We start from the raw sequence: 24120 nt of genomic DNA on the forward strand, positions 1-24120 counted from the left end.
TGCTCAGGAACGGAAACTTGCGCTCGGGATGACTTGAAGCATTGAACCTATTTCTTCACCTCGTCGATCACCAGCAGCGTCGCCCCATAGCTCCCGTCGCAAGGCGACTCGCCGGCCTCGCACACCGGCTGGCCGGCGAACGGGCTCTCGGCCGCGCTGCGGGCCGCCCACCGCTGCTCCGCGAGCTGCAGGTCGATCTCGGGGATCTGGTCGCCGGCCTTCTTGACGCCGATGCCGGTCATGTCGCGCGGCCGGCGCGACACCATCGCGACGATGTGGTCGGTGCCCGGCGGGCCGCCCGCGGTGATGTGCCAGCCGGCGCGCGGCAGCACGACCTCGCGGTTCAGCTCGATGCGGTTGTTCTTGTCGAGCTCGTTCGGGAACAGCAGGTAGAAGTGGGCCTTGTCGGTGCCGGCCAGGAACACGTACAGGTAGCCGGCCTCCGACGACTTGACGCGGAACTGCAACCGGTCGCTGCCGATGCGCAGCTGCGATTTGTCGGCCAGCGCGTTGACGCCGAGCACCGGGTCAGCATGGCGCACGATGTCCTGCAGCGCGGTGACCAGGCCGAACGGCACGGCCGGCGGCGGCGCAGGTGCCGCGACCGGTGCCGCGACGGATGCCGGCGACGGCGCGGGCGAGGCGCCCGGGGCCGACGCTGCCGCCACCACCGGCGCAGGCGCCGGCGACCGTCCGGCGAACCACCAGCCCGCACCGGCCAGCGCGGCCACCGCCAGCGCGGCCAGCGCGTACACGCCCGCGCGCGACGAGGGCTTCGCCTGCCGATCGGACGTCAACTCGGCCGGCCGCGTCGCGCGGCCGCCCGCGACCACCGTCGACGCGCCGAGGTCCGGCGGCACCGCCAGCCCGCCGCGCGTCGAACTGCCCAGCAGCTGCGACGGCGCGTGGCCCGGCGCCTGCCCGCCCGGCAGCAAGGCGCGCAGCGCCGCCATGTCCTGCGGCCGGTCGTCCGGCTTCACCGACAGCCCCGCGTCGATGGCCGCGAGGAACTGCGGCGAATACCGACCGGCGCCGGCCTGCACCGCCGGCTGCAGGTCGTCGGTGACGAGCCGGCTGACCGATGCCAGCGGAGCCCGCCCGGTGATCGAGGCATACAGCACCGCGCACAGCGCGTACACGTCGGTCCACGGGCCCTGGCGCATCGCCCTCGATTCGGCGTACTGCTCGACCGGTGCGTAGCCGGCCTTCAGGATCACGGTCAGCGCCTGCGTCGCGTCGCCGATCACGCGCCGGGCCGCGCCGAAGTCCAGCAGCACCGGCCGCATGCTCGCGGCGCCGCCGAACTGCGTGCTCTGCTGGGTCAGCAGCAGGATGTTGTCGGGCGCGATGTCGCGGTGGTAGCAGCGCTGGTGGTGCATCAGCTCCAGCGCGTCGATCAGCGGGTGCGCCACGTCCAGCAGCAGCGACTCGTCGGGCCGGCCGTGCTCGATCAGCCATTGCTTCAGCGTCGGCCCCTGGTAGTACGGCATCGCCATGTAGGCCGTGCCCTGCTGCTCCCAGAAGCGGTACACCTTGACGAGCGACGGGTGGTCGAACGCCGCCAGCAGCTGCGCCTCGTTGACGAAGCTGCGCAGGCCGAGCTCGAAGGTCTCGCGGTGGCGCGACGAGCGCACCGACACCTCGCACTGCGGGCCGCGCGTCGCGAGCGTCGCCGGCATGTACTCCTTCAGCGCGACCACGCGGCCGAGCTGGGTGTCGCGCGCCAGGTAGACGATGCCGAAGCCGCCCTCGCCGACCAGGCCCTCGACCACGTACTCCTGCAGCCGGAAGCCGTTCGGCAGCGAGTTGCCGCCGTCGGGCTGCGCATCGGTCTTCACGACCGTGCGGTCGTCATCCGGCCCGGACGTCGATTCGATCACCAGCGACCCTCCAACAGCTCCGAGAAGTACTCCGGCGGCGGCAGCCCGGGCGCCACCGACAGGCTGTCGTCGGGCGCCGACGCATGGTCGGGCCACCACAGGCTGTGGCCGGTGTAGCGGCGCATCGCCTCGGCGACCACCAGGCCGTCGACCCATTGCGGCAGGCTCGCCGCGCCGGCATAGGTGTAGCGCAGCCGGCCCGGCATCGCGGTGGCGGCCGGTTCGACGCAATGCCGCTCGGCCTGCCACGACGGCGCGCGCGCGAGGGCCGATTCGAAGTCTTCGACGGTCGTGCCGGGCGTCAGCGTGCCGAGTGCCGCGGCACTCAGGTGCCGGTACCAGCCGTCGAGCGCCTGGATGCCCTCCAGCGTCTCCGGCAGGTCGTGCGCCGTCTGCGCGACCACCAGCGGGAAGTAGCGGCCGACCTTGTCGACGCTGGGCATCAGCACGCCGGCCCACCACTCGCTGTCGATCAGGCCGGGCGCCCAGGCGAAGCGCCAGATCGGGCCGGTCAGGTACACGTCGAGAAACTGCGCGCCGAGCCGCGTCCGGCTCGCCTCCATGCCCTTCGACAGCCAGGCGTCGCAGGCATCGACGAAGGGCTGCGGCAGCCGGCGGCTCGCGAAATCGCCCAGCATCGCCAGCTTGCCGAACCAGCCCGGCGCCTGCGTGCCGACGCCGCTGATGAACTGGTCGATGCTGAAATCGTGGCTCACGGCTTGCCCGGACATGAGAACTCTTGCAGCTCGGGCAGGCGAAACGGGTTGCGCACGCTGCTCGCGGTGACCAGGAACACCGCCTTGCGGTTGTCGATGTTGAAGGTCGCCTTGAAGCGCTCCGGCGCACCCGCCGTCTCGATCTGCTGCTTGTCGAACAGCCGGAACAACGCCCACGGCCCTTCCTTGGTGTCGCCCGACAGGCCGCTGGCCGACACCGGCGTCAGCGCGATGCGCACCTGCGTGCTGCCCCGCGGGCCCGGCCACTGGATCGACGCCGGGATCTGCGGGCCATGCGCGTACTTGACCAGCTGGCCGTCGACGTCGAGCGTGAACTGCGTGATCGTCGGGTCCATCTCCATCGGCTTGAAATCGAGCCGCAGGCCCGGCCCGGTGCCGCCGCCGCGGAAGAAGGTGTCGCGGATCACCGCCGCGCGCTGGAAGGGCAGCAGCATCGAGCTGTCCCCGCCCCCCGTCGACACGCCGTCGACCGTCTTGAACCGCCAGGGCCGCGCCGAGATGTCGACCAGGTTGGCCAGGTTCTTCTGGAACACCGTGTCGAACGAGCCGCCCGGCCCGAACACCCGCGTGAAGTCTTCCTGCTGCACGTCGGTGCTGCTGCCGCGCGCGAACGGGTAGCGTCCGCTGATCGCCTGCTGGCAGAACAGCCCGACCTCGGCGTAGATCAGTTCCCGCAGGTTCTTGCGGGCGCTGGCCGTCGATGCGCCGATGCCGCTCTCCGACAGGTTGTTCAACAACGAGCGGACCGGTTCGGGCAGCCGCGCCGCCTCGGCCTTGACCTTGTTCGGCACGTCCGACGGCGGCGCGACGTTGCCGCCCTTCACCGCGGTATCGGCCGCCGTCAGCATCGCATAGACCTCGTTGATCAGCGCGATCGTCGATTCGATCGGCGGCGCCTTGCCGTCGGCCGCCTGCACCTGCTGGCGCAGCGCGACGAAGCGGTCGTCGACGATGCTCTCGATGCGCTGCCCGGGCTCCAGCGGCTTCGGACCGTCCGGCGTTCCGAACAGCTTGCCGAACTCCGCGCGCGACTTGCTGATCGCCTCCTGCGCCTTGTTCTCGATCCGCGACACCACGTCCTTCTTGTCGCCGAGCGTCGTCTCGCGCGACATCGCCTTCAGCAGCGGCACCAGCGGGTTGTCCGGTGCCGACAGCACGCGCGCCAGCTGCACCGCCTGCGACAGGTCCCTGGCCTCCAGCACCTTCACGTCCTTGATGAACTCCTCCCACACCTTCACGTAGTCGGTCAGGTAGACGCGGCGCACCTCGTCGGCCAGCTGGTCCTGCACCTCGACCGAGCGCAGCGCGTTCTGCCGGCCGCTGTCGTTGACGCCCAGCACCCAGCTCTCCTCGTCGGCCAGCTGGCGCGCCACCCGCCCGACCTCGCGCTGGAAGCCCTTGTGGTAGCCGTCGTAGGTGAACAGCCCCGCCACGCCGCGCGTCAGCGGCTGGCCGCTGGCGCGGGTGAACACCAGCCCGGCCGCCGCCCCGGCCGCCTTCGCGACCGTGAACTCCGGGATCTCGGCGCCGACGCCCTGGCGCTTGAGCCGGCGGTAGACGCGCTGGGTCAGCGGCGTGGCCGTCAGCTGCTGGCGCGTCTGCGCCACCAGCGCCTTGTCCTCCGGCAGCGGCGATACCGCCTGGCCTTCGGCCAGCAGCGCATCGAGATGCGCCTCCAGGTCGGCCCGCTGCTCGGTGGTCACCGAGCGCGGCAGGCTGTTGTCCCAGTCGGCCATCACGTACAGCTTCAAGGCCGCCGGGTCGAAGCGCTCCGGGTCGTACAGCATCACGTAGGCCTTCAGCGCCTCGTACTGCAGCTCGGGGTTGTCGAGGCCGGTCTTCAGCCGGTCTTCGATGCCGAGCGCGATGCGCGGCAGCACCGCGTCGGTCAGCATGCGGCGGTAGGCCTGCTGCGATGCGCCGTCGAGCTTGCGGCCCTGGTACAGCCCGAAGCCGTGGCTGAACGGCACCGAGTCGCCGATGCCGGCCCGTGCCAGGTCGCGCGTGGCCTGCAGTGCCGGCAGCAGCACCAGGATGTCGGGCGATGCGCGGTTGGGGGTCGACTGCACCAGCTTGCGCACCTCCTCGACCGTGGCGTCCACCTTCGCGATGTAGCGCTGGTTGTTGACGTAGCTGACGCCCCAGGCGAGCAGCACGCCGACCGACACGATGCCGAGCGCCGCATAGGCGGCGGTGATCATCCACGCGCGGCGGCGTTCCCATTTCAGGTCGGTGCCGGCCAGTGCGGCTTCGCCGAACACCACTTCCTTCAGCAGCCGCGACAGGAAGAAGCTCTTGCCGCTGGACTGCAGCGGCGGCAGCACCGTTCGCTCCAGGCGGTAGGTGCGCGCGATGCGGCCCAGCATGCGGTCGATCGGCGTGCCCTCTTGCGTGCCGCTGATGAAGTACACGCCGCGCAGCAGCGGGTGGGCTTCGAACTGCGACGGCGAGAAGACCTGGTCGATCCAGTCCTTCAGCAGCCCGCGCAGCGCTTCGAACTGCTGCGGGAAGCCGTAGATGCGGGCGCGGCGCTGCGGATCGCGCTCGAGCTGCAGGCGGTCGATCAGGCCGTCGGTCAGGCGCTTCTCGAGCGCGTCGAACTCGGCCGGGAACACCGACAGGTCGGTGTGCTGCTGCTTGTCGAGCTTGAAGGTCATGCCCCACGGCGTCGCGCGGGTGTCCTTGTCGACCTCGCCCAGCGTCTCCATGAAGCCCGACAGCAGGTCGCACTTGGTGACCAGCAGGTAGATCGGGAAGCGCATGCCCAGGTGCTGGTGCAGCTCCTGCAGGCGCAGGCGCACGGTGGCGGCATGCTGCGCGCGCTCGTTCGCGTTGGCCGTCAGCAGGTCGCTGACCGACACCGTGATCAGCACGCCGTTCAGCGGCTGGCGCGGCCGGCTGCGCTTCAGCAGGCCGAGAAAGCTCTCCCACGCCTTGCTGTCGGTGCTCTTGTGGCTGTCCTGCGTGGTGTAGCGGCCGGCGGTGTCGATCAGCACCGCCTGGTCGGTGAACCACCAGTCGCAGTTGCGGGTGCCGCCGACGCCCTTCACCGAATGCTCGCCCATCGCCGCGGCGAGCGGGAAGTTGAGACCGGAATTGACCAGGGCCGTCGTCTTGCCGGACCCCGGCGCACCGATGATCACGTACCACGGCAGCTCGTACAGGTAGCGCTTGCCCAGGCGCGACGTGAGCCCGCTGAACGCGCCGGCCACCCCGGTCTTGCCGGTGTCGAACTTCGCGTTGCGCAGCGTCTGCAGCGCCTTCTCGAAGCGCTCGTTCAGCGTCTTCACCTCGGCATTGGCCGGGTCGTCGGCGGCAGCGCCTGCCACCGGGGTCAGCAGCTGGTCGACGACGCGGGCGTTGGTCTTGCGCGCGCGGAAGTACTGCCACAGCTTGCGCAGGATCACCAGGCCGACGATGACGCCGATGAACACGAGCCGCGCGGTCGTGCTTTCGAGCGGCCTCCAGGCGCCGATCGCGATCAGCGGGCCGACGATCCAGACGATCAGCGACAGCGCGATCAGCCCGAGGACCAGCAGGAACCACGGGTTGAGCAGGACTCCGAGCAGCTTCTTCATGATCCGGTTCCGGGCGCCGAGGCGGCGGGCGTCGCGCCCCGCGTGATGAACAAGGTGATTTCGACGCGCCGGTTCAGCGCGCGGTTGGCCGGCGTGTCGTTGGCGGCCACCGGCTCGCCGTCGGCGCGGCCTTCGGCCTTCACGCGGTCGCCGGTGACGCCGTAGCCGACCAGGATGTCGCGCACGGTCTTCGCGCGCTCTTCCGAGAGGTGCCAGTTCGACGGGAACTGCGCGGTGCGGATGCGCACGTTGTCGGTGTGGCCGGTCACCAGCACCGAGCCCGGCACCTGGGCCAGCGCCTCGGCGATGCGCTTCATCAGCGCCTCGCGGTCCTTCGTGAGCGCCGCGCTGGCCGGCGGGAACAGCCCGTCGCCGCGGATGATCACGACGCTGCGGTCGACCTCGTCGCGCACCGTGACCAGCTCGGCCTTGATGTCGTTGACGAGGAACTGTGCGAGCCGCGGCTTCGGTGCCGGAAGCTTGACCGGCGGCGTCGGCGGGATCAGCCGCAGCTCCTGGATGCGGCCGTAGACCGGGTCGGAGTCGCCGCTCAGCCGCCACGACAGCCCGAGGTAGATCGCGACCACCAGCAGCACCACGACGGCGCTGGCCACCCACAGCGGCAGCCAGGTCAGCATCGAGCGGCGGGTCGCGGCCTCGCCGCGCCAGTTCTGCGCCAGCGGCTGCGGGTAGTCGCCGCGCTCCTTCTTGATGATCTGCGCGAGCCGCTCGCGCACTGCTTCGAGCTGCGCGCGGCCGCCGTCGACGACGCGGTAGCGGCCTTCGAAGCCCAGGCTCAGGGCGGCGTAGATCAGCTCCAGCAGGTCGCGGTTGCCGGCCGGGTTCTCGGCCAGCTTGGCCATCAGCTGGAACACCTTCTCGCCGCCGCCGGTCTCGTTGTGGAACATCGCGAGCAGGCTGTGGCGACCCCACTGGCCGGACGCGCCCCACGGCATCGTCGCGGCCACCTCGTCGAGCAGCGTGCACAGGATGTAGCGCGCGGCCAGCACGCGCTCGGGCGCGATGCCGCGGGCGCGCGCCTGCGCCTCGAATTCGCGCAGCCCCTGGGCGATCGATTCGCGCAGCGCGGCCGGGTCGGCGAGCTGCGTCGACGCGCGGATCTGCGGCACCAGCGCAAGCAGCGGGTTGGCCAGCGCGACCAGCGGGTTCAGCCCGCTGTCGCTCGGGCCGATGTCGGCCGCCACGTCGGCGCCGGCCGCCTGCTGCGGCGCGTGCTGCGGGCGCGACGGCATCGCAGTGGTGCGCCCGCCGGGCGTCGGCATGATGAACGTGCGGCCGGTATCGACTTCGGCAAACGGATCGTCAGGGGAAGAGGGACTCATCTGGCGTACCACGTTCTTTCAGGGAGTCAGTATTGCCATCTCAGGCCGTCTCGCCGCGATCAGCTGCGGATCGCCCACAGCTCGAGCTCCAGCCCGGGAAAGTCGCCGGCGATGTGCATCGCAAGGTGGCCGCTGGCCGTGATCGCCTTCCACAGCTCGCCGCTGCGGTCGAGCTCGAAATAGAAGAAGCCGGCATGGAACGGCAGCTGGCGCGGCGCGACCGGCATCGAGCGCAGCCCGATGCCCGGCAGTTGCAGGTTCACCAGGTCGCGGATCTTGTCGACCGGGCCGATCTTGGTCTGCGCCGGGAAGCGCTGGCGCAGCTGTTCGCCCGGCACCTGCGCGTTGACCGCCAGCACGAAGCTGCCGGTGCGCACCAGTTCGAGGTCATTGACGACCGCGGTGCGCACGCCGTGCGTGCGATCGACCAGGTCGATCTGCAGCGCGTTCTGCTCCAGCACCGCGGTCAGCATGCGGCGCAGCTCGGCGAACACCGGCGCGAAGCAGGCGTTCAGGTCGTCGTGCCGGTACGGCGGGAATTCGGGCGGGCGCCGCGTGCTGCTGGCCAGCGTGGCCAGGTCGCCGGCGAGGCGCAGGCAGTCGCGGTGCAGCTCCTTCGGGTGCGCGTTCGGCACCGCGGTGTGCTGGCTGAAGATCGGCTCGTTGCGATTCAGCGTCTGCAGCATCAGGAAATCGGCCAGCTCCGACACGCCGTGGCTCAGCTGGCCCATGCGGGCGGCGAGCGCCTGCGCGCGCTGCAGGATCAGCCCGTGCAGCAGCGACGCGCTGGCCGACAGCTGGGCCGTCGATTCGATCGACACCTGCGGCGGGATGTAGCTGCGTTCCAGCGTGACCTGGCCGTCGCTGCGGCGTTCGGCCACCAGCGCGATGCCGAGCAGCGCATAGGCCTCGGTGGCCTCTTTCGCGCGCACGAAGCGCATGCGCAGCCGGCCGGTCTGGATGGTGGCGGGCTCGTCGCTCGCGTCGGTGTTGTCGCGCACGTTCTCTTCGGCGGCCTCGAAGCGGCACAGCTCGTCGGTGCCGCTGAAGTCGACCTCGTTCAGGCCCTGGCGCTGCAGCGGCAGCGCGAGGTAGAGCAGCTCGCCCTTCACGTCGGCCGGCACCTCGATCGGCGGCGGCAGCGGGTCGAGCAGCGGCATCGAGAACGGCGTGCCGTCGGGCAGCAGGCCGGCGGCGCGCGTCAGGCCGAGCTTGCCGAGCGCGAGCAGCCCCTCATCGATCTCCAGTTCGGAGAAGCCCCAGGCAAACGGCGTCACGCAGCGGGTGCGTGCGTCGACCAGGCGCTCGATGTAGCGGGTTTCCTGCTGGAAATGGTGGGGCTGCAGGAACATCCCCGAGGACCAGACGACCTTGGCACGCCAGCTCATGGAGGGATCCGTGCGCTCAGGGCTGGGTGCGGGTGGCCTGCACCGCGATGTCGTCGAGGCTGACGGCGACGACGTTCGTGCGGTTCGCGGCGACCGGGACCACGGCGCGCCAGCGGGCGCGTTCGAGTTCGCGGAAGGCCACCATCACGCCGATGAACTTCGTCTCGGGCGACAGCTTCTTCTCGAGCGGGCGCTTCTCGCCGGGGCGCAGCACGAACTCTTCGCGCGACACCAGGTCGGGGCCGAGCACCTGCTGCTCGCGTTCGAACAGCGAGACGAAGTCGGCCGACTCGAACTGCGCGTTGGCCTTCAGCTCGAACACGCGCACGACGACTGGCGAGGCGCGCTTGCGGGCGTCGGGGTTGATCTGGGCGCCGGTGGTGATCTCGCCCTTCAGCGTGGCGGGACCGGCGAACGGGTTGAACTTCTCGACGGTGGTGCAACCTGCAACGAGGCCGAAGACGGCCAGCGCGGCGGTGATGAACAGATGGCGCATGGGACGGCGGGTGGGGATGAGGGGTGGGGAGTCTGGCCGCGACGCGGCATCCGGCCCCGTTCACGGTCTGGCGTCCGCAGGATAGCGGTCGCTCTCGCCAGTCAGTCGTGACTTAGGTAATGCGCGTGCTGGGGGTCGCACGACCGTCGCGGCGGCCGGTTGACGAAGGTCAGTTGGATGGCGGCCGGGCGCCGCCTAGGCTCGCGCCATGCAACGCTTCGAACCTTGCAGCGCGCTTCGTCCGCGCCTGCGTCCTGGACTGCGCCTGCCGACGGTGCTGGCCGTGCTGGCCGTGGCCGGCTGTGCCTCGCAGGCGCCGGTGGGCTCGACGGCGTCGGCCAGCGGGCCCGCGGCGGGCGGCACCGCGGCCGCGCCGCTGGCGAACGTGGCCGGCACGCCTGGCGTCGCCACCCCGAAATCGGGGGTCGCGCGGGTGGCGGCGCCGAGCGAGGTGCGCACCCGCAACGCCGTCTTCAAGCTCGCGAACTTCGACGAGCTGCCCGGCTGGCAGCAGGACGACCTGCGTGCCGGCTGGGGCGCGTTCCGCCATTCGTGCGAGGTGCTGCAGAAGCGCGACGAATGGCGCGAGATCTGCGATGCGTCGCGGCGCGTGCCGGCCGCTGACGCGACGGCGATGCGAGGCTTCTTCGAGAGCCGCTTCTCGCTGCTGCGCATCCTGAACACCGACGCGAGCCGCGAGGGCGACATCACCGGCTACTTCGAGCCGCTGCTGGAGGGCCAGCGCCAGCGCAGTGCCGCCTACAACGTGCCGGTGCTGGGCGTGCCTCGCGACCTGTACACGATCGACTGGTCGCGCGTGCCGAAGGCGCAGCGCCGCGGCGTGATCGCGGTGCGGCCGGACGGCAACCAGCTGGTGGCGTTGCCGGCACCGCAGGCCGGCAGCTACGCGTTGGACCTGCGCCGCTTCGAGCTGGACGACCGCGACCGCCGGCTGCGCGTGCGGCTGGCCGGCAGCGGTGCGAGCGCCCGTGCCGAGCCTTACTACACCCGCGCCGAGCTGGAGGCGCTGAACCTGCCGCAGGACATCGGTGCGCCGGTGATCGCGTGGGTCAACGACGGCCTGGCGTTGTATGCGATGCAGGTGCAGGGTTCGGGCCGCATCCGCCTGCCCGACGGCAGCATCCTGCGGGTGCAATACGCCGAGCAGAACGGGCACCCGTTCAAGCCGCTGCGGGTGGCGGCGGTCAAGGGCACGAAGGTCGTGACGCGCGGGACCGGCGCGGCGGCGGAGCAGCCGCAGGAGTTCGTGCTGGAGGACGACGCGGCGGCCGCCGACGACGATTCGCCGGTCGTCACGCGCGGCAAGGCGGTGCCGGCGGCCCCGCGCGGCGGCGCATCGGACAGCCTCGTCGACCAGCTGCTGGGCGGCGCGAAGCCGGCCCAGGCTGCGTCGGCCAAGCCGCCGGCGCGGGTCACGCAGGGGCGGCTGGTGTCCGACCCCAGCTACGTGTTCTTCAAGCCGGTGGCCGACCGGCCGGCCAGCGAGGGGCCGCAGGGCGCCTTGGGTGTGCCGTTGACGGCGGGGCGATCGGTGGCCGTCGACCCGCGGGTGACGCCGCTCGGCTACCCGGTGTTCCTCAGTGCGCCGGCGCCGTCGGGCTCGACGATCCAGGTGCAGCGGCTGGTGTTCGCACAGGACACCGGTGGCGCGATCCGAGGCGCGGTGCGGGCCGACTACTTCTGGGGCTTCGGCTCCGAGGCTGGGCAGAACGCGCGCAGCACGAAGCACCGTGGGCAGATGTGGGTGCTGCTGCCGACGGCCGAGGCGAAGCGGCTGTCGAGCAGCAGGATCGTGACTCGCGGTGGGGGGCTCGCGGCGGATTCTGAGCCTGGGCTTTGTCTGGTGGCGGATGGGGAGTTCTGTTCGGAGGTCGATTGAGTTCTGTTCTGTGAGCGACAAAGGCGCGGGTGGGGAGGCTGTGGCGCGCCGTCGGGGGCGGTCCTCGGCCCCCTGAGGGGCCGAGGACTTCCCTCCGCTGACTGGCTTCATGGCCCGTCGCCGAAACTCCCTCCGCTCACTTCGTTCGCTGTGGTCAAACAGTCGGCGACAGTCAGTCCACGAAGCGTGCTGCGCACGCGGGCCACGAAGCCAGCCAGCTCCGGCGCCCCCTCCTTATTGGCGCGCCACAGCCTCCCYACCCGCGCCTTTGCGAACCGCCGCGCTGTGTTTGGGGGAAAAGATTGAAGTGACCGACGAGCACGCTGGCGCTCGCATGCTCGTCGGTCACTTCAATCTTTTCCCCCAACAAGAGCGGCTGGTCTCGAGCGGCGGGTGAGGGGATGGGCTGGGGGCGATTTCTGGGGCGACGGAGAAGATCGGCTTTGGGGATGGCGSGCGCCAGCSCGCTTCGTRGACTGACTCATCGGCACTGTTTGACCACAGCGAACGAAGTGAGCGGAGGGAGTTTGCCGATGCATCCCCAAAGCCGATCTTCTTCGTGGAGTCGACGGGCCCCCGGGGGGGCCCGTCGACCGCCCCGGCATGAGCCCTCAGCCCATCCCCTCACCCGCCGCGACGCGCCAGACCACGCGAAAAATCCGGCATCCATTCAAGCAACGCCTGCACCAGATCCTGCGGATCGATCGGCTTGCTGACGTGCGCGTTCATGCCCGCAGCGAAGCACTCCTGCCGATCCTCGTCCATCGCCGCCGCCGTCATCGCGATGATCGGCAGGTCGACGCCCTGCGGCAGCTGGCGAATCACGCGCGTCGCCTGCGGCCCGTCCATCTCGGGCATCTGCATGTCCATCAACACCAGGTCGAAGGGCGCCTTGCGCACCCATTCCACCGCCTCGAGGCCGTTGTTCGCGATCGTCACCTCCAGTTCGCCGAGCGCGAGGAAGGCGAGCGCCACCTGCTGGTTCACCAGGTTGTCCTCGACCAGCAGCACGCGCGCGCCACGCAGCGGCTTCAGCTGCTCGGCATAGCCGGCACTGCGCGACACCACCGGCGCGTCCTGCGCCTGCTCGCCGCGCTGCAGCCGCACCACCGTGTCGAACAGGCGCGACGGCGTGACCGGCTTGCTCAGCACGCCGGTCAGCGGCAGGTTTCCCAATGCCTCGCTGACGCGCTCCAGCGTGTGCGGCGTCGCCATCGCGACGATCGCCAGATCCGGTGCGCCGCGCTCGGCCATCAGGCGCCGCGCCTCGTGCACGAAATCGAGGTCCGCCGAACGCCAGTCCAGCAACAGCAGCTCGTACGGCGATTGCCCCTCGGCACGCTTGAGCTTGTGCAGCGCATCGGCGGCAAAGGCCGCGCTGCCCACCTGGAAACGCCAGCTCTGCAGCACCTGCTGCAGCACCACGCGCGCCGTCGGCTGGTTGTCCAGCACCAGCGTGCGCATGCCGCGGATCGCATGCAGGTCGATGCGCTCGACGCCCTCGCGCGCCAGGCCGAAGCGCGCGTTGAAGGTGAACAGGCTGCCCTCGCCGGGCGCGCTGCGGACCTCGATCGCGCCGCCCATCAGCTCCACCAGGCGCTTGCAGATCGCCAGGCCCAGCCCGGTGCCGCCGTAGCGCCGCGCCGTGCTGCGCTCGGCCTGGCCGAACACCTGGAACAGCTGCCCCGCTTGCTCCGGCGTCAGGCCGATGCCGGTGTCGCGCACGCCGAAGCGCAGCTCGACCCCGTTCTCGTCGCGCGACAGCAGCGCCGCACTGACCACGATCTCGCCGCGCGGCGTGAACTTGATCGCATTGCCCACCAGGTTGTTCAGCACCTGCGTCAGCCGCAGCGCGTCGCCGAGCAGGCGCTGCGGAATGGCCTCGTCGATCTCGAACACCAGCTCGAGCCCGGCCTCCTCGATGCGCACCGCGAACAGGTTGCCGACGTTCTCGATCGTCTCCTCGGGGCTGAACTCCTCGGTTTCCAGCACGACCCGGCCGGCCTCGGCCTTCGAATAGTCGAGGATGTCGTTCAGCAGGGACAGCAAGGCCTTCGACGAGGTCTGCACCTTGCCGAGATGGCTGCGCTGCTGCTCGTCGAGCCGGCTGTCGAGCACCAGCTGCGTCAGCCCGATGATGGCGTTCATCGGCGTGCGGATCTCATGGCTCATGCTCGCCAGGAACAGGCTCTTCGCCGCATCGGCCGCCTGCGCCTGGTCGCGCGCGGCCGCGAGCTCGCGGCCGCGCCGGCGCTCGTCGGCATGCGCCTGCGCCAGCCGCACGTACATCAGCCCATTCTCGAGCAGCAGTTCGTACAGCACCACGCTGCAGGTCAGCAGCCCGTACAGCCGGCCGGCGTAGAAGCCGAGGTCGTAGCGGCCGCCGTTCAGCATCGCCGACAACGCGGTGTCGAACAGCCAGGCGCACAGCGCCACCATCAGCCAGCGGTCGAGCACCGACGCGCGGCGCTGCTTCCACAGCAGGCCGAGCGTCAGCACCGTGACCGCGCAGATGACGCCGACCATCCCGCGCAGCAGCGGCGTCGATTGCGAACCCTGCATCACCGCCGGCAGCAGCGGCGCCCCGACGGTCGCGAGCGCGATCAGCCCCAAGGCCAGCGCCACCGTGAACAGCGGCACCATGAACGGCCGCTGCCGTTCGACGCGCGGCGTTGGCAACGACCCACGCGCCGGCCACGCATAGGCCAGCACGAACAACGGAAAGCCCAGGTGCCAGAACAGGTAGATCCACGCGGTGCTGTGCGGCCCCGCGCCCAGCAGGCCTTCCGGCGTGAACAAGCCCGGGAAGCTCATCGCATGGCCGACCACCAGCAAGGCCGCGAACAGGTAGCCGCTCGCCAGCACCGCGAGCGGCCGCGCCCGCAGCACGCGCGACTGGCCGAACAGCAGCACGGCCGTGATGAGGTCGTTGACGACGACCGCGGTTTCGTAGAGCGCGATGAAGCTGGGAAACGGCGCCAGCTTGACCTTTGCAAACGGTGCCAAGGCCATGAACAGCAACGCGGACACCGCGATGATGGTCGTTGCGCGCCGACGCTGCGCCGGGCTGGCCGCCTGGTCCGGCAGGAACGCCGGACCGTCATCGTTAACACTGTCGGATATGGCCGCTGAATCGTGCCCGATGGTCGGCACGGCGGCGTCCTGCCTTGTCCCCACGCCACCTCCCTGTCGACCGGCATGCGGCCTGTGCGTGTGTCTGCTTGATCGCTTCACCGTTATGCCCGGAAGTCGCGGGCGGCGCAACAAATGAAACCCGAAGCGAAGCGCCGCTGAAGCACGCCCGCCGCAAACTCGTGCCCGTCATCACAGAATGAGCGAGGCCCCCATGAGCGACTCCCTGTTCCTGCCGCGTGAACTCTTCACGGCGGCATCGGTGCCGGCGACATCCAGGCTCCAGGCGCCACCCACCGACGCGGTGCTCGACGACCTGCGCCGCATCACGACGCCGGTCGCCACCTTCGGCAATGGACAGAAGAATCGCCGCCGGAAACCGCGCGATCCGAACGCACCGAAGGTCGATCTGTGGCTGGACCTGGCCGCCTGATCCCGACCTGGATCAGGCCTGCAGCGCCGCGCGCAGGTAGACGCGCAGCATCTCCTTCAGCTCCGCCAGCGCCGCGCGCGTGCCCGGCGCTGCTTCGGCGTTCAGCATGACCGCCGCTTTCATCACCTGCTGAACCGCCACCGCCACCGCCGACAACCGCGCCTTCGTGAGCCCGGGCGCATGCGGCGCGAGGATCTCGGCCAGCTGCACCCGCATCGCGTGGCGCACCGCCTGCACCTGCTCGGCCGGCGCCCCCGGCGAATCGACCAGCCGCGCAAACGACGGATGCGCCGCGCGGAACTCGATCAGCGCGACCACCAGCCGCGCACTGAGCACATCGACATCCCAGCCCGGGCTCGCTTGCACCATCGCGGCCAGCCGCTGCCGCAGTTCATCGGCCTGCAGCGCGATCACGCCCTGCGCCACGTCGGGCTTGGTCGGGAAGAACTGGTAGAGCGAGCCGATCGACGATTCGCCGCGCGCCGCGATCTCGGTCATCGTCGCTGCGTCGTAGCCCTTCTCGGCGAACACCTGGGCCGCCGCGCCGAGCAGCACCTCGACGCGCTGGTGCCCGCGCTGGCGACGCACGCGCTCGACGGGCGCGGCACCGCCCGGGCCGGGCACGCTGGACTTTTGTGAAGACTTCCTCATAAAATTAGTTTTGCGAGGACACCCTCACAAATTGACGACCCCAGAGTTCAGACACAGGAAAACGCATGCTATCCGTTGACGCCCTCTTCCTCGACGCCGAGCCGCTGGACGCTGCCCGCACCGCGCTCGTGCTGATCGACCTGCAGCAAGGCATCGTCGGCTTCGGCCGCGCGCCGCACGACAGCGCGACGGTGCTCGCCAACGCCGCCGCGCTGGCCGATCGCTTCCATGCGCTGAACGCGCTGGTGGTGCGCGTGAAGGTCGGCTGGCATGCCGGGTTCCATGACCTGCTGTCGCAGACCACCGACCAGCCTGCGCCGCTGCCGCCGGGCGGGCTGCCGGCGCACTGGTGGGACGAGCCCGCGGCGCTGCCCAGCGCGAGCGGCGACCTGCAGATCGTCAAGCGCCAGTGGAATGCCTTCCACGGCACCGAGCTCGACCTGCAGCTGCGCCGGCGCGGCATCGCGACGCTGGTGCTGGGCGGCATCGTCACGCACATCGGCGTCGAAGGCACCGCGCGCGCAGCCTGGGAGCTCGGCTACCGGCTGGTGATCGCCGAGGACGCCTGCAGCGCGCCGCTGGCCGAGCCGCACCGGGCCTCGATGCAGTACGTGATGCCGCGCCTCGGCCACGTGCGCAGCACGGCACGGATCCTGAAGACACCGACCGACACGGTCTGACATTCGAGGCGCCGTCATACTGTCGGCCATGTCCGCTTCCCGTGTCGTCTGGCGCGCCCTGCTCGCGCTGCTGCTGGTGTTCAGCCAGCAGCAGGCGGTGCTGCACGTGCTGGGGCATGCACTGGACCACCAGCGGCAATCGCTGGCCGCCACCGCGCAGGCGGATGGCACGCCGGTCGCGCAGGCCGCCGACATCGACGCGCTGTGCGCGCAGTGCCTGGCCTTCGCGCAGCTCGACCACCCGGCCACGCCGCAGGTGGCGCAGCCCGCCGGCTCGTCGGCCCGCTTCGAGCTGGCCGCGGCCGCCGCGGTCACCGCGCGCGATGCGCGGTTCGAGCCGGCCTACCTGAGCCGCGCCCCGCCCCTGTCGACGCTGTCCTGAGCAACCCAGGCCCAAGAACAGGGCCTGACGTTCGAAAAGATCCGTTCGGACTGAGCTTGTCGAAGGCCCGTGTGCTTCGGCTGCAACCCTTCGACACAGGCCCTCGACGAGCTCGGTCCCTGCTCAGGGCGAACGGAATTCTTCTCCTTCACGCCTGCTCGCGACGCTCGCCGCAGGCCTACCGGACATCGTCATGAAGATTCATTTCCTGTTGCCGGCCGGCACGGCGCTGGCCTGCGCCTTGGCCTCTCTCCACACAGCGGCCCACGAACCCGGCGCCCATGTGCACGGCGTCGCTGAATTGCGCATCGTCGTCGACGGCTCGCAACTCCAGCTCAGCCTCGAGAGCCCGCTCGACAACCTGCTCGGCTTCGAGCACGAACCCCGCACCGACGTGCAACGCACCACGGTGCGCCAGATGGCGCGCACGCTGCGCGACGCCGGCAGCGTGTTCACACCGACTGCCGCGGCGCAGTGCCATGCGACGACGGTGCGGCTCGCGTCATCGGCCGCGCTCGGCGAATCGATCGAGACAAGCGCGGCCGACGGCGACGGCCATGCCGACCTCGATGCCGATTTCAGCTGGACCTGCGACCACCCGCAGGCGCTGACCGGTGTCGACGTCGACCTGATGCGCCACTTCCCCGGCCTGCGTCGGCTCAAGGTGCAGGTGGCCGCCCCCTCGGGCCAGCGGGCCGTCGACCTGGTGCCGGGCCGCCGGAGCGTCGCATGGTGAGCGCCGCACCGGTGCTGCAGGTGCGGCAGTTGCGCTTTCGCTGGCAGCCCGCGCTGCCGCCCTGCCTCGACATCGACGAGTTCAGCGTGCAGGCCGGCGAACGCCTGTTCCTGCACGGCCCGAGCGGCAGCGGCAAGAGCACGCTGCTCGGCCTGCTGGGCGGCGTGCTGGTGCCCGGCAGCGGCAGCGTGCGGGCGCTCGGCCAGGAGCTCTCGGCCCTGCCCGGCGCGGCACGCGACCGCTTCCGCGTCGACCACGTCGGCTTCGTGTTCCAGCAGTTCAACCTGGTGCCGTACCTGAGCGTGCTCGACAACGTGCTGCTGCCGTGCCGCTTCTCGGCGCTGCGTGCCGCGCGGGCGCGCGCCGCGTCCGACGGCGACCTGGCGCACGAGGCGCGCCGGCTGCTGGAGGCGTTGGACCTGCCGCGCGCGCTGCTCGCACGGCCGGCCACGCAGTTGTCGGTCGGCCAGCAGCAGCGGGTGGCCGCGGCGCGCGCGCTGCTCGGCCGGCCCGAGCTGGTGATCGCCGACGAGCCGACCTCGGCGCTCGATGCGGCCACGCAGCAGCGCTTCATCGAGCTGCTGCTGCGCGAATGCGAGGCCGCGCAGGCGACGCTGCTGTTCGTCAGCCACGACCGGCGGCTGGCCGCGCACTTCACGCGCGAGCTGGCGTTGGCCGACCTGAACCGCGCCGCCGTGCTGCAGCAGGAGGCCGCATGACGCCGCTGTTCAGGATCGCAATCGCGAGTGCGTGGAACCGGCGCGCGACCTTGGGCCTGGTCATCGCCGCGATCGCGCTGTCGGTGACGATGCTGCTCGGCGTCGAGCGCAGCCGGCTCGCGGCCCGCGAGGCCTTCGCGCAATCGGTGTCCGGCACCGACCTGGTGGTGGGCGCCCGAACGAGCCCGGTGCAGCTGATGCTGTACGCGGTGTTCCGGCTCGGCGAGGCGACCAACAACATCCGCTGGAGCAGCGCCGAGGCGCTTTCGAAGCGGCCGGGTGTCGCGTGGACGATCCCGCTGTCGCTCGGCGATTCGCACCGGGGCTTCGCGGTGCTCGGCACCACCCCCGGCTACTTCGAACACTTCCGCTACGGCTACCGGCGGCCGCTGGTGGTGGCCGACGGCCGCGCCTTCAGCGGCACCGTCGATGGCGTGTTCGAGGCGGTGGTCGGCGCCGAGGTCGCGCGCGCGCTGCACTACGCGATCGGCCAGCGCATCACGCTGAGCCATGGCAGCGGCGGGGACGGCCTCGCCGAGCATGCCGACAAGCCGTTCACGATCGTCGGCGTCCTCGCGCCGACCGGCACGCCGGTGGACCGCACGGTGCACATCAGCCTGCAGGCGATCGAGGCGATCCACCTCGACTGGCAGGGCGGCGCGCCGATCCCGGGCCTCGCGATCGGGCCCGACCTGGTGCGCAAGTTCGACCTGACGCCGAAGACGATCACCGCGGTGCTGGTCGGGCTGCAGCAGCGCGGCGCGGTGTTCCGGGCGCAGCGCGAGATCAACGAGTTCGACGGCGAACCGTTGCTCGCGGTGCTGCCCGGCGTCGCGCTCGACCAGCTGTGGCAGGTGGTCGGCGTGGTCGAGCGCACGCTGCTGGCGGTGTCGGCGCTGGTGCTCGTGGTCGGGCTGGCCGGCTTGGTCGCGGTGGTGCTCGCGAGCCTGAACGAGCGGCGGCGCGAGCTGGCCATCCTGCGCTCGGTCGGCGCCGGGCCGCGCCACATCGCGGCGCTGCTGGTGGCCGAGAGCGTCGGCGCCACCGTGCTCGGCACCGCGGCGGCGCTGGTGCTGCTGGCGGGGGTGTCGCTGCTGGCCGGGCCCTGGCTGCAGGGGCAGTTCGGCAGCGCGCCGCCGCCCGGCGTGTCGGGCGCGGGCGAATGGAAGCTGATCGGCCTGGTGCTCGCCGCCGGCCTGGTGGCGGGGCTGCTGCCGGCGTGGCGGGCCTGCCGCCTGTCCTTGTCGGACGGCTTGACGCCGCGCCTGTGATGAAAGGAATCCTGATGAAGACGATCTGGAGTGGCGTGCTCGCGGCCGTGCTGGCCTTGTGCGGCGCCTGCAGCGATGCAGCCGACGGCCCGCCGGTGGACGACCGCCCGAAGACCGACGCGGCCGACTACCGCATCGGCGACAAGCTGGCCCCCGCCGTCGCGGCGCGGGCGGCAAGTGCCGCGGTGGCCGGCGGCTACAGACTGACGAGCTGGGAAGACCTGACGCCGAAGGACTGGGACCCGATGAAGGACGTGCAGGCGCTGAGCTTCCGGATGTTCGGCGACGGCGATCCGCGCGCGCAGGCCGCGCTCGACCGCCTGAAGCGCGCGTGGAACAACGCGCCGACCAATGCCGCAATGGACCAGCAGCGGGTGCGCATCGCCGGCTTCGTCGTGCCACTCGAAGGCGAGAGCGACCAGTTGCGCGAGTTCCTGCTGGTGCCCTACTTCGGCGCCTGCATCCACGTGCCGCCGCCGCCGGCCAACCAGATCATCCACGTGAAGCTCGCAAAGCCGCTGTCGGGGGTGCGCACGATGGACGCGCTGTGGGTCAGCGGCACGCTGCACGCGGCGTTCAGCGACACCGCGCTCGGGACCTCGGGCTACCGGATGGACGGGGACGTGACCGAAGCGTACCGGCGCAGCCGCTGAGCGTTTGACGCCGGGGCCGTCGGCCGCCGGCGCAGCTGGTCACCGCTTTCCGGCAGTTGGTCGCAAGCCGCTGGGCGCGCGGAAGGTGGACTCCTAGAGTTCACTCCATCGCAGCCCCGCTGCCCACGCCACACCAGGAGCCCACCATGACCAGCCGCCTCTCCGCCGTCGCCTTTGCCTTCGCCCTGCTCGCCACCGCATCGCTCGGTTTCGCCGCCCAGGCCCACACCGCGGCCCGCGCCAAGGCCGAAGCCGAAGCCCGCCTGCCGGTGATCCAGATGCCGGCCGTGACCGTGATCGGCAAGCGCGCTCCCGCCAACGACGCCTGATCGCTGCCCACGTCCCGACGGTTCCTCCCCGCCTGAAGCCATCTCCCATGTGATCTCCGGCTTCGGGCGTTTTTTCTTCCGTGGCCCTGCGCCGGCAGGGCCCTTGCCCCCCGCGCTACGATGCCTGTCCCTCCCCGAACCGGTTCGCGATGGACAGCCTCGATCTCCAAGTGCTCACCCAGGCCCGCCAGTGGCGCGCCGATGGCCATGCCGTCTGGCTGGTCACCGTGCTCGAGACCTGGGGCTCGGCACCCCGCCCGCCCGGTGCGCTGCTCGCGATGCGCGACGACGGCCTGGTGGTCGGGTCGGTCTCCGGCGGCTGCGTCGAAGACGATCTGATCGAACGCGTGCGCACCGGCGAGCGCGTCGCCCGGCCGCAACTCATCACCTACGGCGTCACCAAGGAAGAAGCCGCCCGCTTCGGCCTGCCGTGCGGCGGCAACCTGCGGCTGGTGCAGGAGCCGCTGCAGGACACCGCCTGGGTCGACGAGGTGCTCGAACGCACGCAGCGCCATGAACTCGTCGCCCGGCTGCTCGACCTCGACACCGGCACCGTGCAGGTCGAGCCCGCGTCGCGCGGCGACGGCTTCGCGTTCGACGGCCGCCGGCTGCGCGCGCTGTTCGGCCCCCGCTGGCGGCTGTTGATCATCGGTGCCGGCCAGCTCTCGCGCGTGCTCGCGCAGATGGCGCTGGCGCTCGATTTCGAAGTCACCTGCTGCGACCCGCGCGAGGAATACCACCTCACCTGGGACGTGCCCGGCACGCAGTTCAGCAAAGCGATGCCCGATGATCTCGCGCTCGAGATGCAGCTCGACCCGCACAGCGCGGTGGTGGCCGTCACGCACGACCCGAAGCTCGACGACATGGTGCTGCTCGAAGCGCTGAAATCGCCGGCTTTCTACGTCGGCGCGCTCGGCTCGCGCAGCAACACCGCGAAGCGCCGCGAACGGCTCGCGATGTTCGACCTGTCGCCCGCCGAGATCGACCGGCTGCACGGCCCGATCGGGTTGAACCTGGGCGGCAATTCGCCGGCCGAGATCGCGGTGTCGATCCTGGCCGAGATCATCGCGGTGCGGCATGGCGTGGGCGTCACGCAGAAGAAGCCGGTGGGCGCCGGCGCCACGCTGCCCGCCTGACCGGAGCGCTGCCGCTTGATCCCCTGGCTGCGCGACGCCCGCACCCCGCTGCCCGACACCCGCCAGGCCCTGCCGCCCGGCTCGGACGCGCCCGGCCTGCTGGCGGCCGGTGGCGAGCTGACGCCCGAACGCCTGACCGAGGCCTACAGCCACGGCATCTTCCCGTGGTACGGCGAAGGCCAGCCGGTGCTGTGGTGGTCGCCGGACCCGCGCATGGTGCTGCCGGTCGACGAGTTCAGGCTGTCGCGCTCGCTGCGCCAGACGCTGCGCCGCTTCGCGCGCGACCCGGCCTGCGAGCTGCGCATCGACAGCGACTTCGCCGCGGTGATCGGTGCCTGCGCCGGCACGCCGCGCGAGGGCCAGGACGGCACCTGGATCCTGCCGGAGATGGTGCAGGCCTACCGCCGCTGGCATGCGCTCGGCGCGGTGCACAGCTTCGAGACCTGGATCGGCGGGCAGCTCGTCGGCGGGCTGTACGGCGTGTGCCTCGGGCGCATGTTCTTCGGCGAATCGATGTTCTCGCACGTCACCGACGCATCGAAGATCGCGGTGTCCGGCCTGGTCGCCTTCTGCCGCGCCCACGGCATCACGCTGATCGATTGCCAGCAGCGCACGCGTCACCTGGCGTCGCTGGGTGCGCGCGAGGTGTCGCGCGAACAATTCGAAACCGGTTTGCCCCCCAGACTCAGGGAGCCCCCGGTGCGCGAATGGTCCTATGATCGTTCGATGTGGGCGCTGCTGGATCCGGGCGCGCCGGTGCAGGAACCTGGTCCGTGACCCATCCGAAAGAGCTACCGCTCGCCTCGCTGCAGTTTTATGCCACCGCACCGTACCCGTGCAGCTACCTGGGCGGCCGGATGGCGCGTTCGCAGGTCGCGACGCCCAGCCACCTGATCCACGCCGACGCCTACTCCGGCCTGGTCGCCAACGGCTTCCGGCGCAGCGGCATGTTCACCTACCGGCCCTACTGCGACGGTTGCCGCGCCTGCGTGCCGCTGCGGGTACCAGTGGCCGGCTTCGAGCCGACGCGCAGCCAGCGCCGCGCGTGGAAGCAGCACCAGGCGCTGCAGGCCCGCGTGCTGCGGCTGTGCTTCGTGCCGGAGCACTACCAGCTCTACCTGCGCTACCAGGCCGGCCGCCACAGCGGCGGCGGCATGGACAACGACAGCATCGACCAGTACACCCAGTTCCTGCTGCAGAGCCGTGTCAATTCGCGGCTGGTCGAGTTCCGCGAGCCGTCGGCCGACGGGCTGGGCACGCTGAAGATGGTGTCGATCCTCGACATCCTGAACGACGGCCTGTCGGCGGTGTACACCTTCTACGAGCCCGAGCCGCGCACCAGCTACGGCATCTACAACGTGATGTGGCAGATCGAGCAGACGCGGCTCTTGAAGCTGCGCCACGTCTACCTCGGCTACTGGATCGGCGAGAGCGACAAGATGGCCTACAAGGCCGACTTCCGGCCGCACGAGGTGCTGGTCGACGGCGAGTGGCGCGACGCCGAGCCGAACGAGCCGGAGCCGGACCGGCAGGCGCTCAGGCGCCCAGCCGGCTGAGCACGTCGTCGGCCAGCGCGAGGCTGGCCGTCAGCCCCGGCGATTCGATCCCGAACAGGTTCACCAGCCCCGGCACGCCGTGCTGCGCCGGCCCGTCGATGCGGAAATCGGCCGCCGGCTCGCCGGGCCCGACGAGCTTCGGCCGCACGCCGCTGTAGGCCGGCTGCAGCGCGCCGTCGGGCAGTGCGGGCCAGTAGCGGCGCACCTCGGCGTAGAAGCCGTCGCCGCGCGCCGGGTCCACGGTGTAGTCGATCGGCGGGCGCGTGTCGTCGGGCAGCCATTGGGTGTCGGGACCGAAGCGTGCCTGCCCGCCCAGGTCCAGCGTCAGGTGCACGCCCAGGCCGGCATGGTTCGGCAGCGGGTAGATCAGGCGCGAGAACGGCGCGCGGCCGGCGAGCGAGAAGTAGTTGCCTTTGCAGAAGCGGGCGTGCGGCTGCCCGTCGGTCGCCAAGCCCGAGCTCGCCCGCGCAAGCTCAGGCGCCCACAGGCCGGCGGCATTGACGACGATGCGAGCGGACAGCTCCATCGGCTGCTGGCCACCCACCTCGACGACATGGCCGTCCCGCCGCGCCTGCAGCGCCCGCACCGGCGAGGCCAGCGCCACCATGCCGCCGTGCCCCTCCAGGTCGCCCTGCAGCGCCAGCATCAGCCCATGGCTGTCGACGATCCCTGTCGACGGCGACCACAGCGCCGCCAGGCAGGTGAGCGCGGGCTCCATCGCGCGTGCCTGCGCCGCATCGAGCAGCACGAGGTCGTCGACGCCGTTCGCCGCGGCCTGCGCCTGCAAGGCCTGCAGCCCGGGCCACTGCGCCGCCTCGGTCGCGACCAGCAGCTTGCCGCAGCGGCGGTGCGCCACGCCGTGCGATTCGCAGAACGCATAGAGCTGCCGCTTGCCGGTCACGCACAGCCGCGCCTTCAGCGAACCGGGCGGGTAGTACAGCCCGGCGTGGATGACCTCGCTGTTGCGCGAGCTGATGCCGGTTCCGATGGCCGGCTGCGCCTCGATCACCAGCGTCTCGATACCGCGCCGCGCCAACGCGCGCGCCACCGCGAGCCCGACCACACCGGCCCCCACCACGACTGCTTCGACGCGCTCCATGCGGCATTGTCGCCAAGCCGC

Annotated in this window: 21 protein-coding genes; 12 read left to right on the plus strand and 9 right to left on the minus strand. The window is 71.0% G+C overall.

What is annotated here, in order from left to right; genetic code table 11:
• Nucleotides 1-47: 47 nt before the first annotated feature.
• From ASC98_RS07125 to tssJ, 6 genes are read right to left on the minus strand one after another with little or no spacing between them, the layout of a single operon-like run.
• The gene (locus ASC98_RS07125) at nucleotides 48-1880 is read right to left on the minus strand and encodes a serine/threonine-protein kinase (RefSeq protein WP_056814177.1); all 1833 of its coding nucleotides are present in this window, start codon (nucleotides 1878-1880) and stop codon (nucleotides 48-50) included.
• Nucleotides 1877-2611: a type VI secretion system-associated protein TagF gene (tagF, locus tag ASC98_RS07130; protein WP_056814174.1), complete on the minus strand. Its 735-nt coding sequence runs from the start codon at nucleotides 2609-2611 to the stop codon at nucleotides 1877-1879. Before tagF ends, ASC98_RS07125 begins: the two co-directional genes overlap by 4 nt.
• Nucleotides 2593-6195, minus strand: coding sequence for a type VI secretion system membrane subunit TssM (gene tssM / locus ASC98_RS07135; protein WP_235581195.1), 3603 nt, complete (start codon nucleotides 6193-6195; stop codon nucleotides 2593-2595). The genes tagF and tssM overlap by 19 nt, the downstream gene beginning before the upstream one ends.
• Nucleotides 6192-7538, minus strand: a complete 1347-nt coding sequence (locus ASC98_RS07140) for a DotU family type VI secretion system protein (RefSeq protein WP_056814171.1) — start codon at nucleotides 7536-7538, stop codon at nucleotides 6192-6194. Before ASC98_RS07140 ends, tssM begins: the two co-directional genes overlap by 4 nt.
• 59 nt (nucleotides 7539-7597) lie before the next feature.
• Nucleotides 7598-8926: a type VI secretion system baseplate subunit TssK gene (tssK, locus tag ASC98_RS07145; RefSeq protein WP_056814169.1), complete on the minus strand. Its 1329-nt coding sequence runs from the start codon at nucleotides 8924-8926 to the stop codon at nucleotides 7598-7600.
• A 16-nt stretch (nucleotides 8927-8942) separates the two neighbouring features.
• Nucleotides 8943-9422, minus strand: a complete 480-nt coding sequence (gene tssJ, locus ASC98_RS07150) for a type VI secretion system lipoprotein TssJ (protein WP_056814166.1) — start codon at nucleotides 9420-9422, stop codon at nucleotides 8943-8945.
• Between the two features lie 208 nt (nucleotides 9423-9630).
• Between tssJ and ASC98_RS31530 the strand changes: the two genes are divergently transcribed.
• Nucleotides 9631-11322 (plus strand): murein transglycosylase A, encoded by a 1692-nt coding sequence (locus ASC98_RS31530; RefSeq protein WP_056819828.1) that lies wholly within the window; start codon nucleotides 9631-9633, stop codon nucleotides 11320-11322.
• A 624-nt stretch (nucleotides 11323-11946) separates the two neighbouring features.
• Here the strand turns inward: ASC98_RS31530 and ASC98_RS07160 are convergent.
• Entirely contained in the window at nucleotides 11947-14475 is a 2529-nt protein-coding gene (locus ASC98_RS07160; RefSeq protein ID WP_157597807.1) for a response regulator, read from the minus strand.
• 193 nt (nucleotides 14476-14668) lie between these two features.
• Here ASC98_RS07160 and ASC98_RS07165 point away from each other — a divergent pair, with 193 nt between their 5' ends.
• On the plus strand, nucleotides 14669-14887 hold the full coding sequence (locus tag ASC98_RS07165; protein WP_056814160.1) for a hypothetical protein: 219 nt from the start codon (nucleotides 14669-14671) through the stop codon (nucleotides 14885-14887).
• A 12-nt stretch (nucleotides 14888-14899) separates the two neighbouring features.
• Here the strand turns inward: ASC98_RS07165 and ASC98_RS30145 are convergent, their stop codons facing one another.
• Nucleotides 14900-15511 (minus strand): TetR/AcrR family transcriptional regulator, encoded by a 612-nt coding sequence (locus ASC98_RS30145; protein ID WP_056814158.1) that lies wholly within the window; start codon nucleotides 15509-15511, stop codon nucleotides 14900-14902.
• A 92-nt stretch (nucleotides 15512-15603) separates the two neighbouring features.
• Here ASC98_RS30145 and ASC98_RS07175 point away from each other — a divergent pair, with 92 nt between their 5' ends.
• From ASC98_RS07175 to ASC98_RS07220, 10 genes are all read left to right on the plus strand, one after another.
• Nucleotides 15604-16218, plus strand: coding sequence for a hydrolase (locus ASC98_RS07175; protein WP_056814155.1), 615 nt, complete (start codon nucleotides 15604-15606; stop codon nucleotides 16216-16218).
• 28 nt (nucleotides 16219-16246) lie between these two features.
• Entirely contained in the window at nucleotides 16247-16600 is a 354-nt protein-coding gene (locus ASC98_RS07180) for a hypothetical protein (protein WP_056814152.1), read from the plus strand.
• A 193-nt stretch (nucleotides 16601-16793) separates the two neighbouring features.
• Nucleotides 16794-17336 carry a DUF2796 domain-containing protein gene (locus ASC98_RS07185; RefSeq protein ID WP_056814149.1) on the plus strand — a complete coding sequence of 181 codons (543 nt, stop codon included), beginning with the start codon at nucleotides 16794-16796 and terminating at the stop codon, nucleotides 17334-17336.
• Complete coding sequence (locus tag ASC98_RS07190) at nucleotides 17330-18055, plus strand: ATP-binding cassette domain-containing protein (protein WP_056814146.1); 726 nt, start codon at nucleotides 17330-17332, stop codon at nucleotides 18053-18055. The genes ASC98_RS07185 and ASC98_RS07190 overlap by 7 nt, the downstream gene beginning before the upstream one ends.
• Nucleotides 18052-19326, plus strand: a complete 1275-nt coding sequence (locus ASC98_RS07195; protein ID WP_056819831.1) for an ABC transporter permease — start codon at nucleotides 18052-18054, stop codon at nucleotides 19324-19326. Before ASC98_RS07190 ends, ASC98_RS07195 begins: the two co-directional genes overlap by 4 nt.
• 14 nt (nucleotides 19327-19340) lie before the next feature.
• Nucleotides 19341-19979, plus strand: coding sequence for a DUF3299 domain-containing protein (locus ASC98_RS07200; protein WP_082541754.1), 639 nt, complete (start codon nucleotides 19341-19343; stop codon nucleotides 19977-19979).
• A gap of 146 nt (nucleotides 19980-20125) precedes the next feature.
• Entirely contained in the window at nucleotides 20126-20308 is a 183-nt protein-coding gene (locus ASC98_RS07205) for a hypothetical protein (protein WP_056814140.1), read from the plus strand.
• A 149-nt stretch (nucleotides 20309-20457) separates the two neighbouring features.
• Nucleotides 20458-21444 (plus strand): XdhC family protein, encoded by a 987-nt coding sequence (locus ASC98_RS07210; protein WP_056814137.1) that lies wholly within the window; start codon nucleotides 20458-20460, stop codon nucleotides 21442-21444.
• 15 nt (nucleotides 21445-21459) lie between these two features.
• Nucleotides 21460-22221: a leucyl/phenylalanyl-tRNA--protein transferase gene (gene aat / locus ASC98_RS07215; protein WP_056814133.1), complete on the plus strand. Its 762-nt coding sequence runs from the start codon at nucleotides 21460-21462 to the stop codon at nucleotides 22219-22221.
• A complete protein-coding gene (locus ASC98_RS07220; protein ID WP_056814130.1) occupies nucleotides 22218-23000 on the plus strand; it encodes an arginyltransferase in 783 nt (260 codons plus the stop codon). Before aat ends, ASC98_RS07220 begins: the two co-directional genes overlap by 4 nt.
• On the opposite strand, the gene ASC98_RS07225 is transcribed toward ASC98_RS07220, so the two are convergent.
• Nucleotides 22981-24099: an NAD(P)/FAD-dependent oxidoreductase gene (locus ASC98_RS07225; RefSeq protein WP_056814128.1), complete on the minus strand. Its 1119-nt coding sequence runs from the start codon at nucleotides 24097-24099 to the stop codon at nucleotides 22981-22983. The two genes, ASC98_RS07220 and ASC98_RS07225, sit on opposite strands and share 20 nt — an antisense overlap.
• Between the last annotated feature and the right edge of the window lie 21 nt (nucleotides 24100-24120).

The sequence above is a fragment of the Rhizobacter sp. Root1238 genome (genome assembly GCF_001425825.1).
Classification (GTDB): Bacteria; Pseudomonadota; Gammaproteobacteria; order Burkholderiales; family Burkholderiaceae_C; genus Rhizobacter.

Coding starts and splice junctions, on each gene's coding strand:
- ASC98_RS07175 (WP_056814155.1), top strand. CDS start 15,604: ATGCTATCCGTTGACGCCCTCTTCCTCGACGCCGAGCCGCTGGACGCT.
- ASC98_RS07205 (WP_056814140.1), top strand. CDS start 20,126: ATGACCAGCCGCCTCTCCGCCGTCGCCTTTGCCTTCGCCCTGCTCGCC.
- tagF (WP_056814174.1), bottom strand. CDS start 2,611: ATGTCCGGGCAAGCCGTGAGCCACGATTTCAGCATCGACCAGTTCATC.
- ASC98_RS07165 (WP_056814160.1), top strand. CDS start 14,669: ATGAGCGACTCCCTGTTCCTGCCGCGTGAACTCTTCACGGCGGCATCG.
- ASC98_RS07210 (WP_056814137.1), top strand. CDS start 20,458: ATGGACAGCCTCGATCTCCAAGTGCTCACCCAGGCCCGCCAGTGGCGC.
- ASC98_RS07140 (WP_056814171.1), bottom strand. CDS start 7,538: ATGAGTCCCTCTTCCCCTGACGATCCGTTTGCCGAAGTCGATACCGGC.
- tssK (WP_056814169.1), bottom strand. CDS start 8,926: ATGAGCTGGCGTGCCAAGGTCGTCTGGTCCTCGGGGATGTTCCTGCAG.
- tssM (WP_235581195.1), bottom strand. CDS start 6,195: ATGAAGAAGCTGCTCGGAGTCCTGCTCAACCCGTGGTTCCTGCTGGTC.
- ASC98_RS31530 (WP_056819828.1), top strand. CDS start 9,631: ATGCAACGCTTCGAACCTTGCAGCGCGCTTCGTCCGCGCCTGCGTCCT.
- ASC98_RS07225 (WP_056814128.1), bottom strand. CDS start 24,099: ATGGAGCGCGTCGAAGCAGTCGTGGTGGGGGCCGGTGTGGTCGGGCTC.
- ASC98_RS07180 (WP_056814152.1), top strand. CDS start 16,247: ATGTCCGCTTCCCGTGTCGTCTGGCGCGCCCTGCTCGCGCTGCTGCTG.
- ASC98_RS07195 (WP_056819831.1), top strand. CDS start 18,052: ATGACGCCGCTGTTCAGGATCGCAATCGCGAGTGCGTGGAACCGGCGC.
- ASC98_RS07190 (WP_056814146.1), top strand. CDS start 17,330: ATGGTGAGCGCCGCACCGGTGCTGCAGGTGCGGCAGTTGCGCTTTCGC.
- ASC98_RS07185 (WP_056814149.1), top strand. CDS start 16,794: ATGAAGATTCATTTCCTGTTGCCGGCCGGCACGGCGCTGGCCTGCGCC.
- tssJ (WP_056814166.1), bottom strand. CDS start 9,422: ATGCGCCATCTGTTCATCACCGCCGCGCTGGCCGTCTTCGGCCTCGTT.
- ASC98_RS07200 (WP_082541754.1), top strand. CDS start 19,341: ATGAAGACGATCTGGAGTGGCGTGCTCGCGGCCGTGCTGGCCTTGTGC.